The sequence below is a fragment of the Flavobacterium sp. genome (genome assembly GCF_044348915.1).
GTDB lineage: Bacteria > Bacteroidota > Bacteroidia > Flavobacteriales > Flavobacteriaceae > Flavobacterium.
The window spans coordinates 44526-57565 of record NZ_JBIKRX010000009.1 but is presented as its reverse complement, the minus strand read 5'-3'; the positions used below and the strand labels follow the sequence as shown (position 1 = coordinate 57565).

Here is a 13040-nt window from a genome sequence, read left to right as displayed (position 1 = left end):
TGCATCTTCCTTAAATCGCTTGTTAAATGTTATTGAATTCACACCTATAAATTTCTCCCTTGTACTCATTTGACAAAGGTAATACTATTTTCGTTTTTGGGCGGCCTAAACGCCTATACCTATAACTTTATTATGAAAAAAAACATGGGAAGTGCAGATAAAATAATTCGATTGATTATTGCTGCTGTGATTGTGTTTCTGTATTACAATCAAACTATTAGCGGGACTTTAGGACTAGTGCTTTTAATTTTTGCAGGGGTTTTTGTACTGACTAGTTTTATTAGTTTTTGCCCTCTTTATGCGCCATTTGGTATTACTACCTGCTCAACAAAGAAATAGTTGCATACTTCAATCATAAAGATTGCGCTCTAATTGAATATTTAAAAGAAAACCAGTCAATTCGGCTGGTTTTTTTATGGAATAATCCTGAAATTTTACAAGTTTGAGACTTTGAGACTTTACAACTTTAGCTTATATTTGCACCTCAATAAAAGATATTTACCATTATGTTCGATAATTTAAGCGATAAATTAGACAAAGCCTTTCATATCCTCAAAGGTCACGGAAAAATAACCGAAGTAAACGTTGCCGAAACCCTAAAAGAAGTCCGTCGTGCTTTATTAGATGCCGATGTTAACTTTAAAATTGCCAAAGATTTTACCACTAAAGTAAAAGAGAAAGCGATTGGTCAAAACGTATTGACCACTTTGCAACCGGGACAGTTATTGGTAAAATTGGTCAAAGACGAATTAACCGAATTGATGGGTGGCGATGTTGCAGGAATCAACCTTTCTGGAAATCCTACGGTAATTTTAATGTCGGGTTTACAAGGTTCAGGAAAGACAACTTTTTCCGGAAAATTAGCCAATTATCTTCAAACCAAAAAAGGGAAAAAACCGCTTTTGGTTGCCTGTGATATCTATCGTCCTGCGGCTATTCAGCAATTATATGTTGTGGGAGATTCGATGGCAGTTGAAGTTTATTCAGAGCCAGAGAATAAAAATCCAGTTGAAATTGCGCAAAATGCTATCAAGCACGCTAAGGCTAATGGATTTAATGTAGTAATTGTCGATACGGCAGGTCGTTTGGCTGTCGATGAGGCAATGATGACCGAAATCTCGAATGTTCACAAAGCCATTCAACCACAAGAAACCTTGTTCGTAGTGGATGCAATGACAGGACAAGATGCTGTGAATACTGCGAAAGCTTTCAATGACATTTTGAATTTTGATGGTGTTATTTTAACCAAATTAGATGGTGATACTCGTGGTGGAGCTGCGATTTCGATTAAATCTGTGGTGAATAAACCAATCAAATTTGTCGGAACTGGCGAAAAAATGGATGCCATCGATGTGTTTTATCCAGAACGTATGGCGGAAAGAATCCTAGGGATGGGTGATGTTGTGTCTCTGGTAGAAAGAGCACAAGAAAATTATGATGAGGAAGAAGCGAGAAAAATTCAAAAGAAAATTGCCAAGAACGAATTTGGTTTTGACGATTTCCTTTCCCAAATTCAACAAGTAAAGAAGATGGGTAATATGAAAGACTTAGTTGGAATGATTCCAGGAGCTACAAAAGCAATGAAAGATGTGGAAATTGAAGACGATGCTTTCAAACATATTGAAGCCATTATTCATTCGATGACACCAAAAGAAAGGTCAAAACCTGCTATAATCGATGTGAAAAGAAAAGCAAGAATTGCTAAAGGTTCTGGTACCAAAGTGGAACAAGTCAATCAATTGATGAAACAATTCGAGCAAATGAGCAAAATGATGAAGATGATGCAAGGTCCAGGCGGAAAAAATATGATGAAAATGATGGGGAATATGAAAGGGATGCCTGGAATGCCTGGAATGAAATAAAAAGTAGTGTTCAGTTGTCAGTGTTCAGTTTTCAAATGTGGAATGCTAAAAAGTATTCAGTAAAACTTTTGGATTTTTCAGAACCATAAACTACACACGAGATTTATCGAACTGGCGAAGCAAACCATAAACAACAAACAACAAACCATAAACAACAAACAACAAACAAATCGGATGCAACTACTAGACGGAAAAAAAACATCAGAAGATATTAAAAACGAAATCGCTGCCGAAGTTGAAAGAATGAAAGCAGATGGTCAAAAAGTACCACATTTAGCTGCAGTTATTGTGGGTAGTGATGGAGCTAGTTTAACTTACGTTGGGAGCAAAGTCAAAGCTTGTGAGCGAGTTGGTTTTGAATCTACATTAGTCAAAATGCCAAGTACTACTTCTGAAATAGAATTGCTAAAAAAAATAAAAGAGTTAAACCAAAACGATGCAATTGATGGTTTTATAGTGCAGTTACCTTTGCCGAGGCAAATTGATGAACAAAAAGTTTTAATGGCAATCGATCCTGATAAAGATGTTGATGGATTTCATCCTGCCAATTTCGGAAAAATGGCGTTGGATATGTCAACTTTTATTCCTGCAACTCCTTTTGGAATATTAGAATTGCTAGAAAGATACGGAGTAGAAACTCAAGGAAAACACACAGTGGTTATTGGCCGTAGCCACATTGTTGGTCGTCCAATGAGTATATTGATGGGCCGTAAAGGTTTTCCTGGAAATTCGACAGTGACACTGACGCATAGTTACACTAAAAATATTGCTCAAATTACTACACAGGCTGATATTATTATAACAGCGCTTGGTGTTCCCAATTATTTGAAAGCCGAAATGGTAAAAGATGGTGCTGTTGTAGTAGATGTTGGTATAACTCGTGTTCCAGATGAGACAAACCCTAAAGGATATGTTATTACTGGAGATGTTGATTTTGAAAACGTAAGCAAAAAAACATCTTTTATAACACCAGTTCCTGGTGGAGTAGGACCAATGACCATTGCAATGTTGTTGAAGAACACTTTATTGGCTAGAGAGATGCGTATTGCACGAGAAAAATAATACAAGTAAAAGGCTTTTCAATTTGAAAAGCCTTTTGTGATTTTAGTAGAGGCGAATTTAATAATCTCCTCTTTTTTTAAGCCTAGAATCGTCTCTTTTGATGAATTCGGTTCTGCGTTTTGCTGGTTCTTTTTTGGGTAAGCTAGCTTCTTCAACCGAGTAGTCTTTGTAGTTTTAAAATAGTTCAAAAATTAATGGGGTTTTTTATTTGTCAATTCAAAATATAAATTAACTTTGCAGTACAAAGTACTTTAATTATGAATAAAAAGCACCAAGAAGATTTATCACACATTCGTTCTATGATGGAACGCTCTTCCAGATTTATTTCATTAAGTGGACTCTCAGGAGTATTTGCAGGCCTCTCTGCTTTGATTGGCGGATTGTATGTGTATCAATTGTTTAAAATCAATAGACTCGATTATTTTGACGGGGAGCATAAACTATATTCGATAGATTTAGTTTCTGAATTGGTTTTTATTGCCTTAATCATTTTGTTTTTTGCCCTAACATTTGGAATTTTCTTTACGATTCGAAAAAGCCGAAAATACAATTTGCCCATTTGGACAAGTTCTACCAAGAAAATGCTCATCAATTTAGCGATTCCTTTGCTGGTTGGAGGTGTGTTTTGTTTCGCACTGTTGTACCATCAAATCTATGTTTTGATTGCTCCTGCTACTTTATTGTTTTATGGACTAGCATTGATTAATGCTGAGAAATATACTTTTTCGGATATTAAATATTTGGGATTTTGTGAACTAGCTTTAGGTTGTGTTTCGCTATTCTTTTTAGGATATGGTTTGGTTTTTTGGATCGTCGGGTTTGGAATTTTGCATATATTATACGGTTTAATCGTGTTCAAAAAATATAAATAAGTCCTTCGAATGGGAATCATTGACAAATTAAATAAAGATTTCGAAAGCCGCGTCAGATTAGGTATTATGTCTATTCTGATGGTCAATGATTGGGTAGATTTTACCGAAATGAAAACCCTATTGAATATCACCGATGGCAATTTAGCCAGTCATTCTTCCGCATTAGAAAAGGGCGAATACATCGAAATTAAAAAAGAATTTGTGGGCAAAAAGCCTAAAACATCGTACCGTGTTACCAATTTGGGACGAACCTCTTTTGTAGCACATTTAAATAGCCTGGAAAAATTATTCAAAACTAAATAAACCTTTTTTTTAACCTTGTACTTTGAAATACAAAGTACTTTTAAATTTTTTATTATGAAAAAACATCAGTTAATTTTAGTGAGCAGTTTGATTTTTACACTGCTTTTTTACAACGAGTCAGTAGGAGTGAATCTGGCTATTTTCGGATTGGTGCTTACGGGAATCATCTGTTATTTCTTTCAGGATCGATTTACGAGTCGGTCACATTTAGTTTTAGTGGTTACATCCATATTGTCTTGTATTGCTTTTGCTTGGTACGGTGATTTTGTGTCGTTTTTAGCGTTGGCACTATCTGTTATTTTTTTGCAATTCAAAACGCAAGAATCGAATTTGAAAATTATTCAAGTTTTTCCGATAGCCTTTTTAAACGGAATTACGTCATTAGGACGAATGTTGATGTTTACTCAATGGCTGCCCAAACGAGAAATTAAGAATGATTTTGCTAAAAAACTAATTGCTTATTTCATTATTCCAACTGTTTTTGTAAGCTTGTTTTTTATCGTATATGCATTCGGAAGTGACCATTTTTCGGCTCTATTTACGGATTATTATCTAGATGTGAATTTTTTTCAACTCGTTCTAATTGCGTTGTTGGGGTTTTATCTTTCCTTCACTTTTTGGAATTATTGGATACCGGATGCTTTTATAGATTATAATTCGCTGTTGGATAATGATTTTAAAAACAAACAATCGATTCGAAATCAACGAACTTTTTCGTTTCTAGATATTGATTTTGAAAGGAAAAGTGGGGAAATCACATTAGTGTTACTGAATGCTTTGATTTTAGCTTTTATTGTGACCTATAATTACGAACAATTTTTTGAAGTGGTCGAAAAATCAAAGTTGAGTGCAGCCACTCACGAGAGAGTAAACGCTGTGATTTTCTCGATTATTATGGCTGTTGGTGTGATTCTGTTCTATTTTAAAGGAGGTTTTAATTTTGATGAAAAAGCCAAAAACTTGAAACGATTGTCTAAAATTTGGATTTTCTTAAATGGAATTTTAATCCTTAGTACCATAATCAAAAACTCTGAATACGTATCTTTCTTTGGGTTAACTTATAAAAGATTAGGTGTTTATGCGTTTCTGACTTTGGCTATTATTGGTTTAGTTTTCACCTTTTTGAAAATTACGAAGCAAAAAACAAACGCTTATCTTTTTAACCAAATGGTTTGGTATTGTTATGGAACGATTCTATTGTGCAGTTATGTCAATTGGGGAAATTTGATTACCAGTTACAATATTTCAGTCAACAAAGGAGTAGAGCCTATGTTTTTAAGCGATTTAAATTTTAATGATGAAGCACGGAGAGATTATTTTTCGGCTAAGAATTTAGATGGACAATATCCAGAGGTTTCAAGGGAAGAAACAATATCTGAACGTCAAAATGATAGTTTTCTGTCCAAGGCTTTGTATTATGAGTTTATAACTCCTATAAAATAAATTATTTACGAATAAATGATACAGAACTTAAAAAATGGAATTACTTGTCTTGCTATTTATTTTTGTTGTTTTTCTTTTTGGAACACCAATCGGTTTGTCATATTTAATTTTTCATTGGATTAAGAAAAAGGAGTTCGATAAAATATACAGATTATTAGCAATTGTTCCGTTAATTTTAGTTGGATATTTTATTTATGATGCTTTTTATCCAAATACAGATTTTTATAAAACGGATTTTAAAGAAGTAACAACTTTGGATTTTCCTCAAAATGGCAAAATCTTATATAAAACGGCTTCTTTCCCTGATCAATTCGGAGATTACACATCTTCTTTTTTAGCCGAATTTAATGAAGAATACATTAAAAAGTTGGAGGTAAATTTGAAAATCAAAAATTTTGTTAGTAAAGAAAACGAAATGAGTTCAAATGAACTTGATTACATAGAAAAAAGAAAAGGTAATATAAAATATTCAGCTCAATATATTAATGATAAAGAAGTAGGGAAATATTATTCGATTGGATTTTTAGATGATAAAAAATCTGTAATAGTTACGAGAGTAAGTTGGTAAAAGAGAGAGCAATATTTGTTGTACTGAAATAAAAACAAAACCCAAGACTTTATCTCTTGGTTTTTGTTTTTAAAATTAGAGCGTTTCAATAATCCCCTCTTTTCTTAAACCTCGGATCATTTCTTTTGATGAATTCTGTTCTGAGTTTTGGAGCTTCCGTTTTAGGTAAGCTTGCTTCTTCGGTTTTGCTGGAAGGTTCAATCAGTTGGTTGAGTTCCTTGATTTCGGCATCGGTTAAATCTCGAAATCTTCCCACAGGAACATCAAGCGAAATATTGATAATTCTAATGCGTTTCAGAGCCGTAACTTCATAACCCAGATATTCACACATTCTACGAATTTGGCGGTTTAAACCTTGTGTTAATATGATTTTAAAAGTAGTAGAACTGATTTTTTCTACTTTACATTTTCGGGTAACAGTGTCTAAAATCGGTACGCCATTACTCATTTTTTCGATAAAACGGTCTGTTATCAGTTTGTTGACGGTTACGGTGTATTCTTTTTCGTGATTGTTTCTGGCACGAAGAATTTTGTTGACAATATCGCCATCATTGGTCATAAAAATCAAACCTTCACTGGCTTTATCCAATCGTCCAATAGGGAAAATCCGTGTGGGATAATTGATGTAATCCACAATATTATTGCGAACCTCCAAGTTGGTGGTACATTCAATCCCAACAGGTTTATTAAAAGCCAAATATATGGGTTTCTCTCTTTTTTCACGGATTAATTTGCCGTCAATGCGTACTTCGTCGTCCGGCGAAACTTTGGTTCCCAATTCTGGAACCACACCATTGATGGTGACACGACCTTCTTCGATGAATTTGTCGGCTTCACGGCGAGAGCAATAGCCCGTTTCTCCTATGAATTTATTGAGACGTTTTAGATTTTCTTCCATAGGGCAAAAGTAGGGAATTTAATTTGTCGGTTAGATTTGCTTGAAAAAATATTTGATAATTATGGTATTTAAATCAAGGTATAAAAAAGTAAAAAAAATAATGTAAATTTGAAATAAAAAAAGTATGCCTGAAATTTGTAGATTTTATGGAATTATAATTCAAATGTTTTTCAATGATCATAATCCACCACACTTTCACGTAGTTTATGGCGATTTCAGGGCTGTTATAAATATTAATGATGAAATTGTAGAAGGATTTATGCCAAAAAGAGCATTGAAATTAGTTTTTGAATGGATGGATTTGCACAAACCAGAATTATTAGAAAACTGGAAATTAGCTCAAAATGGTGAATTACCTAAAAAAATTGAACCTTTAAAATAATATATTATGAGTTTAGTTTGGATTACCAAAGCAAATTATTTGAGAGATTATCAAATAGAAATTGAATTTAACAATAATAAAAAAGGAGTTGTTGATTTCAAGAAGCATCTTGATAAAAAAATTTTTGAACCTCTGAAAGAGCTAGATACATTTCGAAAATTTAAACTTAATTCTTGGACTTTAGAATGGGAAAATGGAGCAGACTTTTCTCCTGAATTTCTTTTAGAAAACCTAAATTAATTTTTCATCTCCCTCTACTTTGGATGAGTTCCGATAGCTATTGGACGGGGTGAGGATTAAATAAAAACACATATATTTTCCTATACAATTCGTCGTCGTGCAGCTTATGTCCCAAACCTTTGGTTTCGATAAACTGAACATCTTTCCAAGATTCCGCTATTTTTTTTCCCTCTTCAAACAGAACAATTTTGTCCTCGACATCGTGAACAATTAGCCCTTTGGTATCAATTTTTGAAGCGAATTCTTTAGAAGAAATTAGATCTAAATTGGTATTTAAGAATTCGGTGTATTTTTTTTCTAATGATTTTACTACCTTGTTACTCAAACTTAATAAGGACGTAAAGTTCTTTAAAATTATAGTGAAGTCGCTCGGAGCACCTAAAGTCACTATTTTTTTGATTGTTGGATTTTGATATTTGTATTGATAATAGATACTTGTCATTCCGCCCATCGAATGACTTATCATATAATTAGGTTGGTACTTTTTTGAAACAATATCAATATATTCTGCGTACTTGATGATGGTTAGTTCTTTTCCGCTTGACAAGCCTTGGGCGGGTCCGTCTATGGCAACAATAGTGCTTCCCGATTTTTTTAAATGAGGTAACATTTTTTTCCATCGAGAGGAATTGCTTTCCCAACCGTGAATAAGAAAGATCACTGTTTCGTTTCCTTTCCAAATGTATGTTTGAATGACATCATCGTTATGCTGGATGGTTTCTGATTGTGCTTCTTTTAGTGTTTTAGGAAGAGTATCAATGGTAAATTTGCCTTTTCTAGGTTGGCTAAAATAGCCGTGAGCCATTTGCGTAGCTTTATTGGGTGAAACTACCCCCAAGAAATTAATATAACTCCCAATAGATTTAGTCAGCAAAAAGTAAAATGTTTTTTTCATAAATATCAGATTCAGCACGCTAAAAAAAAAGCCCGCAAAGCGGACTAAATATAGTAAAAAAAAGTCCCGATGCGAATCGGGACTCAAATATTTTAGAATTTAGCAAAAAGCTGTTCCATTTTTTCTTTCTCCTCTTCAGCCAAAACGCTGTCAACAAGGATTCTTCCTGAGTGCTCGTCGGTGATGATTTTTTTTCTTGCAGCAATCTCAACTTGAGTTTGCGGCGGTATTGTAAAAAATGAACCTGCTGACGCTCCCCTTTCGATAGAAACAACTGCTAATCCGTTGCGTACACTATAACGGATACGGTCGTAAGCAGCTAAAAGTCTTGGTTCGATAGAAGCTCTATATTCTGATGATTTTTCAGATAAGAAATTTTCTTCTTTCTCTGTTTCAGACATAATATCTTCCAATTCCGATTTTTTATGTTTCAAATGATTCGATTTAACTTCTAATCGCTCTTTTGATTCAGCAATGATTGCTTTTTTATGCTCAATAGAAGCTTTCATTTCTTTGATTTGCTTCTCAGCCAATTGAATTTCCAATTCTTGAAATTCTACTTCTTTAGTCAAAGAGTTGAATTCTCTATTGTTACGAACTGATTCTTGTTGTTTTGTGTATCTTTTGATAGCTTCTTTGTGCTCATCAATAGCGTTTTTCTTCACTTTGATTAGGTCTTCAATAGTTTCAAGATCCTTTTTCAATTTTTCTGAACGCGTGCTCAATCCTGCAACTTCATCTTCTAAATCTTCCACTTCAAGAGGCAATTCACCTCTCACGTTTCTAATTTCGTCAATTCGAGAGTCAATCAATTGTAAATCGTAAATTGCTCTTAATTTGTCTTCAACACTCAATTCTTTTGTAGTCGCCATATTCTATTGTCTATAAGTACTTAACTGGGTTTGTATTTTCTTCTGATAAAACGATTGCAAAATTAAGGATTTTTTTCCGAAGAAAATCAACAATATAATTTTTTGTATAGCGTTCGCTCTCAAAATGACCAATATCGGCTAAAATTAGCTGATTTTCTGCTTCGTAAAACTGATGGTACTTCAAATCGGCAGTCAAAAAAGCATCTGCTCCAGCCTTAATGGCATTCTTTATCGCAAAACTTCCCGATCCTCCAAGAACCGCCACTTTTTTAATTGGCTTACCTAAAAAAGAACTGTGACGAATGCCATCGGCTTGCATTTTGTCTTGTACGAACTTTAGAAAATCTTTTTCCTCCATTGCCGCTGGCAATTCTCCAATCATTCCCAAACCAACATTTTGATTTTGGTTTTGTAGTTCATATATTTCATAAGCTACTTCTTCGTAAACGTGATTTTTGAAAAGTGCTTTCAAGATTTTATTTTCTAATTGTTTTTCGAAAGTGACTTCGATTTTTATTTCGTCAGTTTCTATAAATTCAAAACGTTCCCCAATCTCGGGATTGCTGTGTTCGTTGCCCATATAAGTTCCAATTCCTTTAGAGTTGAAGCTGCAATTTTCATAATTGCCTATGGTTCCCGCACCAGCATCAAACAAGGAATTTCGCAACTTTTCACTATTTTCTGGGATTGTATATGTAACTAATTTCCGAATGAAATTTTGCTTTGGAATCAGGATTTTGGTATTTGTTAAACCTAGCGCGTCGCAAAATATTTTGTTCACCCCTTCTTGATGATTGTCTAATGCAGTGTGAACGGCATAAATAGCAATGTCATTTTTTATTGCTTTGATGATGGAACGTTCTACGTAATTCTTACCCGTAATTTTCTTCAAACCTGAAAATAAAATGGGGTGAAAGCAAACGACCAAGTTGCAATTTTTGGCGATTGCTTCGGTAATAACGGGCTCCAAGGCATCGTGGCAAACCAGAACACCTGTGGCTTCCGCGTTTTTATCACCAACCAATAAACCGACATTGTCAAAATCTTCGGCATAGGCGAGGGGCGCCATTTCTTCGAGTACAGAAATTATTTCTTTGATTTTCATATTGAACACAGATTTCACAGATTTCACAGATTTTTTTTAATAATTTGTAAAATCTAAGTTGGAATAATAGACCAAAGATAAAATATTATCTTTTTGCAAACTGACTTTCCTTCGAAAAATACGAATCTAAAAGTGTTCACTATTGCAACAAATAAAAATAGCACAAATTTTGTATATTTGTAATTCAAAATAGCAATACTGATGAAAACCATAACCCTGAAAATTAACGAGCGTAGCAAAGCAGGCAAGGCATTTTTGGAAATGACTAATGTTTTGGTAAAGGATTCAAAAGGAATTGAAATAGTATCGACAGAACCAAACATGACCAATAAAGAAAAAATGGATATCTACAATCCTGAATTTGTAAAAATGGTTTTAGATAGAGATGCGGATATAAAAAGTGGTAAATCAAAATGTATAACTGTTGATCCAAATGATGTATGGGGAAGTTTAGGCTTAAAATAGAACCTAAAGCAAGTCTAGAGATAGCAAAACATAAAAAATCAGGCAATCAAGCAAGTAGTAAGAGAATCGCCAAGATTTTGGTAGAATTATCTGAAACACCTTATGAAGGTGTTGGAAAACCAGAAGCACTAAAACACGGACTTACTGGGTTTTGGTCAAGAGAAATTAACAAAAAAGACAGACTTATATATAGAGTAGATGAAGATATAGTGACTGTATTTATAATTGCTGCAATGGGTCATTATTCTGATAAATAATTTATGAATTTACTCCGAAAAATCCTCTTCCCATTTGCCATTTTATACGGAGTCATTACCGCAATTAGGAATTTTCTTTTTGATAAAGGAATGCTAAAATCGTATTCTTTTGACATTCCCGTTATTGCCGTTGGAAATCTCAGCGTGGGAGGCACCGGAAAAACACCTCAGATTGAATATTTAATACGGTTGCTTTCGCCAAACTACAAAATTGCCACATTGAGTCGTGGTTATAAAAGACTGTCTGACGGATTTGTTTTGGCCGATTCTAGTTCGAATGCAGCAATTCTTGGTGACGAACCTTTTCAGTTTTTTTCTAAATTCAAAAATATTCAGGTAGCTGTAGATGTCGATAGGAAAAATGGTATCGAACAACTGCTTTCGTCAACTAATAAGCCTGATATAATTTTGTTAGATGATGCTTTTCAGCATCGAAGAGTTAAAGCCGGATTTTTAATTCTGCTTACTTCTTTTGGTGATTTGTATGCGGATGATTTTATGCTGCCCACTGGAAATCTGCGTGAGAGTAGAAGCGGAGCAGAAAGAGCCAACATAGTGATTGTTACCAAATGTCCAGCCGGCCTTTCAGTAGAAGAACAAAACAAAATTAGAATCAAATTGAAATTGAATTCCAATCAAGAATTATATTTTTCTTGTATTGAGTACGATGATTCTATTTATTCAGATCATACATCGATGAGAGTGAGTGAAATTAAAAATGTTGATAAATTACTTTTGGCTGGAATCGCAAAACCGCAGCCTTTTTTCGCATATTTGCAAAGCGAAATGGATGAAAAATTGATTTATCCCGATCATCATCATTTTTCTGAAAACGACATAAAAAACATTAAAAACAAGGCGCAAAATAAAATCATAATTACGACCGAAAAGGATTTTGTGAGACTGAAGGGGAAGATCGCCAAAGAACAACTTTTCTATTTACCAATACAAAGCAAATTCATTTTAACGGGTGATAATTTTGATAAAAACATTATAAATTATGTGGGAACAAGTACAAGAAACCGTTAGTTATATCAAAGGAAAAACCAATTTCACCCCAGAATATGGTATCATTTTAGGTTCTGGATTGGGTAGTTTTACTGATGATATTCAAATTGAATTCTCTTTACCTTATGGCGAAATTCCAAATTTTCCAGTTTCTACCGTTCAAGGACATAAAGGGGCTTTGGTTTTTGGTACTATTGGAGACAAGAAAGTCGTTGCTATGCAAGGTCGTTTCCATTTTTATGAAGGCTATTCGATGAAGGAAGTTACTTTTCCGGTACGTGTAATGAAGTATTTGGGTGTCCAAAAATTGGTGGTTTCTAACGCTTCTGGAGGAGTGAATCCCAATTACGAAGTGGGTTCTATTGTTATTTTGAAAGACCAAATCAATATGATGCCTGAACATCCTTTACGCGGAAAAAATGACGACCGTTTTGGCCCTCGATTTTTGAATATGAGTGAACCCTATTCAACAAATATGATTGCTGTGGCTAAAGCTTTAGCCAAAAAACTGAATATCACGGTTCAGGATGGAATTTATCTTGGGCTACAAGGACCTACATTCGAAACCCTGGCCGAATACAAAATGGTGAAGATCCTAGGTGCCGATTGTGTAGGAATGTCGACAGTTCCTGAGGTGATTGTGGCTCGCCATATGGCTTTGGAATGTTTTGGTTTATCGGTAATCACCGATATGGGCAATGAGGAAAGTATCGAATCTGTGTCACACGACGAGGTTCTTGAAGCAGCTAAAAAAGCAGAGCCAAACGTAAGAAGATTGATTAAGGAATTGATTTTGAATTACTAGGTT

17 protein-coding genes are annotated in these 13040 nt (G+C 34.3%); 13 read left to right on the top strand and 4 right to left on the bottom strand.

The annotated features are described in order from the left end of the window. The first annotated feature begins 132 nt into the window (after positions 1–132). From ACIQ1E_RS03070 to ACIQ1E_RS03040, 7 genes are all read left to right on the top strand, one after another. Positions 133–339, top strand: a complete 207-nt coding sequence (locus ACIQ1E_RS03070) for a DUF2892 domain-containing protein (protein WP_396168585.1) — start codon at positions 133–135, stop codon at positions 337–339. Between the two features lie 167 nt (positions 340–506). Next, a complete protein-coding gene (gene ffh, locus ACIQ1E_RS03065) occupies positions 507–1862 on the top strand; it encodes a signal recognition particle protein (RefSeq protein WP_396168583.1) in 1356 nt (451 codons plus the stop codon). Between the two features lie 174 nt (positions 1863–2036). Then, complete coding sequence (locus ACIQ1E_RS03060; protein WP_396168581.1) at positions 2037–2924, top strand: bifunctional 5,10-methylenetetrahydrofolate dehydrogenase/5,10-methenyltetrahydrofolate cyclohydrolase; 888 nt, start codon at positions 2037–2039, stop codon at positions 2922–2924. 257 nt (positions 2925–3181) lie between these two features. Further along, positions 3182–3796, top strand: a complete 615-nt coding sequence (locus tag ACIQ1E_RS03055; RefSeq protein ID WP_396168580.1) for a hypothetical protein — start codon at positions 3182–3184, stop codon at positions 3794–3796. Positions 3797–3805: 9 nt separating this feature from the next. Beyond that, a complete protein-coding gene (locus tag ACIQ1E_RS03050) occupies positions 3806–4099 on the top strand; it encodes a winged helix-turn-helix domain-containing protein (protein WP_396168578.1) in 294 nt (97 codons plus the stop codon). 54 nt (positions 4100–4153) lie between these two features. Next, positions 4154–5542, top strand: coding sequence for a DUF4173 domain-containing protein (locus ACIQ1E_RS03045; RefSeq protein WP_396168576.1), 1389 nt, complete (start codon positions 4154–4156; stop codon positions 5540–5542). Between the two features lie 34 nt (positions 5543–5576). Beyond that, positions 5577–6110, top strand: a complete 534-nt coding sequence (locus tag ACIQ1E_RS03040) for a hypothetical protein (RefSeq protein WP_396168574.1) — start codon at positions 5577–5579, stop codon at positions 6108–6110. Positions 6111–6195: 85 nt separating this feature from the next. On the opposite strand, the gene rluF is transcribed toward ACIQ1E_RS03040, so the two are convergent. After that, complete coding sequence (gene rluF / locus ACIQ1E_RS03035; RefSeq protein WP_396168572.1) at positions 6196–7008, bottom strand: 23S rRNA pseudouridine(2604) synthase RluF; 813 nt, start codon at positions 7006–7008, stop codon at positions 6196–6198. Positions 7009–7132: 124 nt separating this feature from the next. On the opposite strand from rluF, the gene ACIQ1E_RS03030 reads away from it, so the two are divergent. Together ACIQ1E_RS03030 and ACIQ1E_RS03025 are read left to right on the top strand one after the other, a co-directional pair. Continuing rightward, positions 7133–7390, top strand: a complete 258-nt coding sequence (locus ACIQ1E_RS03030) for a DUF4160 domain-containing protein (protein ID WP_396168570.1) — start codon at positions 7133–7135, stop codon at positions 7388–7390. Between the two features lie 6 nt (positions 7391–7396). Further along, a complete protein-coding gene (locus ACIQ1E_RS03025; protein ID WP_396168568.1) occupies positions 7397–7630 on the top strand; it encodes a DUF2442 domain-containing protein in 234 nt (77 codons plus the stop codon). Between the two features lie 37 nt (positions 7631–7667). Here the strand turns inward: ACIQ1E_RS03025 and ACIQ1E_RS03020 are convergent, their stop codons facing one another. From ACIQ1E_RS03020 to ACIQ1E_RS03010, 3 genes are all read right to left on the bottom strand, one after another. Next, positions 7668–8525 (bottom strand): alpha/beta hydrolase, encoded by an 858-nt coding sequence (locus ACIQ1E_RS03020; protein WP_396168566.1) that lies wholly within the window; start codon positions 8523–8525, stop codon positions 7668–7670. A 92-nt stretch (positions 8526–8617) separates the two neighbouring features. Continuing rightward, positions 8618–9397 (bottom strand): zinc ribbon domain-containing protein, encoded by a 780-nt coding sequence (locus ACIQ1E_RS03015; RefSeq protein WP_396168564.1) that lies wholly within the window; start codon positions 9395–9397, stop codon positions 8618–8620. 10 nt (positions 9398–9407) lie between these two features. Then, complete coding sequence (locus ACIQ1E_RS03010; protein ID WP_396168562.1) at positions 9408–10502, bottom strand: Nif3-like dinuclear metal center hexameric protein; 1095 nt, start codon at positions 10500–10502, stop codon at positions 9408–9410. Positions 10503–10703: 201 nt separating this feature from the next. Here ACIQ1E_RS03010 and ACIQ1E_RS03005 point away from each other — a divergent pair, with 201 nt between their 5' ends. The 4 genes from ACIQ1E_RS03005 to ACIQ1E_RS02990 are packed head-to-tail and all read left to right on the top strand — an operon-like array spanning position 10704 to position 13037. Continuing rightward, positions 10704–10967: a DUF2683 family protein gene (locus tag ACIQ1E_RS03005; RefSeq protein ID WP_396168561.1), complete on the top strand. Its 264-nt coding sequence runs from the start codon at positions 10704–10706 to the stop codon at positions 10965–10967. Next, complete coding sequence (locus ACIQ1E_RS03000) at positions 10943–11224, top strand: Txe/YoeB family addiction module toxin (protein ID WP_396168559.1); 282 nt, start codon at positions 10943–10945, stop codon at positions 11222–11224. The genes ACIQ1E_RS03005 and ACIQ1E_RS03000 overlap by 25 nt, the downstream gene beginning before the upstream one ends. Positions 11225–11227: 3 nt before the next feature. Next, positions 11228–12253: a tetraacyldisaccharide 4'-kinase gene (gene lpxK, locus ACIQ1E_RS02995; RefSeq protein WP_396168557.1), complete on the top strand. Its 1026-nt coding sequence runs from the start codon at positions 11228–11230 to the stop codon at positions 12251–12253. After that, positions 12225–13037 carry a purine-nucleoside phosphorylase gene (locus ACIQ1E_RS02990; RefSeq protein WP_396168555.1) on the top strand — a complete coding sequence of 271 codons (813 nt, stop codon included), beginning with the start codon at positions 12225–12227 and terminating at the stop codon, positions 13035–13037. The genes lpxK and ACIQ1E_RS02990 overlap by 29 nt, the downstream gene beginning before the upstream one ends. Positions 13038–13040 lie beyond the last annotated feature (3 nt).

Coding starts and splice junctions, on each gene's coding strand:
- ACIQ1E_RS03030 (WP_396168570.1), top strand. CDS start 7,133: ATGCCTGAAATTTGTAGATTTTATGGAATTATAATTCAAATGTTTTTC.
- lpxK (WP_396168557.1), top strand. CDS start 11,228: ATGAATTTACTCCGAAAAATCCTCTTCCCATTTGCCATTTTATACGGA.
- ACIQ1E_RS03045 (WP_396168576.1), top strand. CDS start 4,154: ATGAAAAAACATCAGTTAATTTTAGTGAGCAGTTTGATTTTTACACTG.
- rluF (WP_396168572.1), bottom strand. CDS start 7,008: ATGGAAGAAAATCTAAAACGTCTCAATAAATTCATAGGAGAAACGGGC.
- ACIQ1E_RS03060 (WP_396168581.1), top strand. CDS start 2,037: ATGCAACTACTAGACGGAAAAAAAACATCAGAAGATATTAAAAACGAA.
- ACIQ1E_RS03000 (WP_396168559.1), top strand. CDS start 10,943: ATGGGGAAGTTTAGGCTTAAAATAGAACCTAAAGCAAGTCTAGAGATA.
- ACIQ1E_RS03055 (WP_396168580.1), top strand. CDS start 3,182: ATGAATAAAAAGCACCAAGAAGATTTATCACACATTCGTTCTATGATG.
- ACIQ1E_RS03070 (WP_396168585.1), top strand. CDS start 133: ATGAAAAAAAACATGGGAAGTGCAGATAAAATAATTCGATTGATTATT.
- ACIQ1E_RS03010 (WP_396168562.1), bottom strand. CDS start 10,502: ATGAAAATCAAAGAAATAATTTCTGTACTCGAAGAAATGGCGCCCCTC.
- ACIQ1E_RS03015 (WP_396168564.1), bottom strand. CDS start 9,397: ATGGCGACTACAAAAGAATTGAGTGTTGAAGACAAATTAAGAGCAATT.
- ACIQ1E_RS03040 (WP_396168574.1), top strand. CDS start 5,577: ATGGAATTACTTGTCTTGCTATTTATTTTTGTTGTTTTTCTTTTTGGA.
- ACIQ1E_RS03005 (WP_396168561.1), top strand. CDS start 10,704: ATGAAAACCATAACCCTGAAAATTAACGAGCGTAGCAAAGCAGGCAAG.
- ffh (WP_396168583.1), top strand. CDS start 507: ATGTTCGATAATTTAAGCGATAAATTAGACAAAGCCTTTCATATCCTC.
- ACIQ1E_RS03020 (WP_396168566.1), bottom strand. CDS start 8,525: ATGAAAAAAACATTTTACTTTTTGCTGACTAAATCTATTGGGAGTTAT.
- ACIQ1E_RS03050 (WP_396168578.1), top strand. CDS start 3,806: ATGGGAATCATTGACAAATTAAATAAAGATTTCGAAAGCCGCGTCAGA.
- ACIQ1E_RS02990 (WP_396168555.1), top strand. CDS start 12,225: ATGTGGGAACAAGTACAAGAAACCGTTAGTTATATCAAAGGAAAAACC.
- ACIQ1E_RS03025 (WP_396168568.1), top strand. CDS start 7,397: ATGAGTTTAGTTTGGATTACCAAAGCAAATTATTTGAGAGATTATCAA.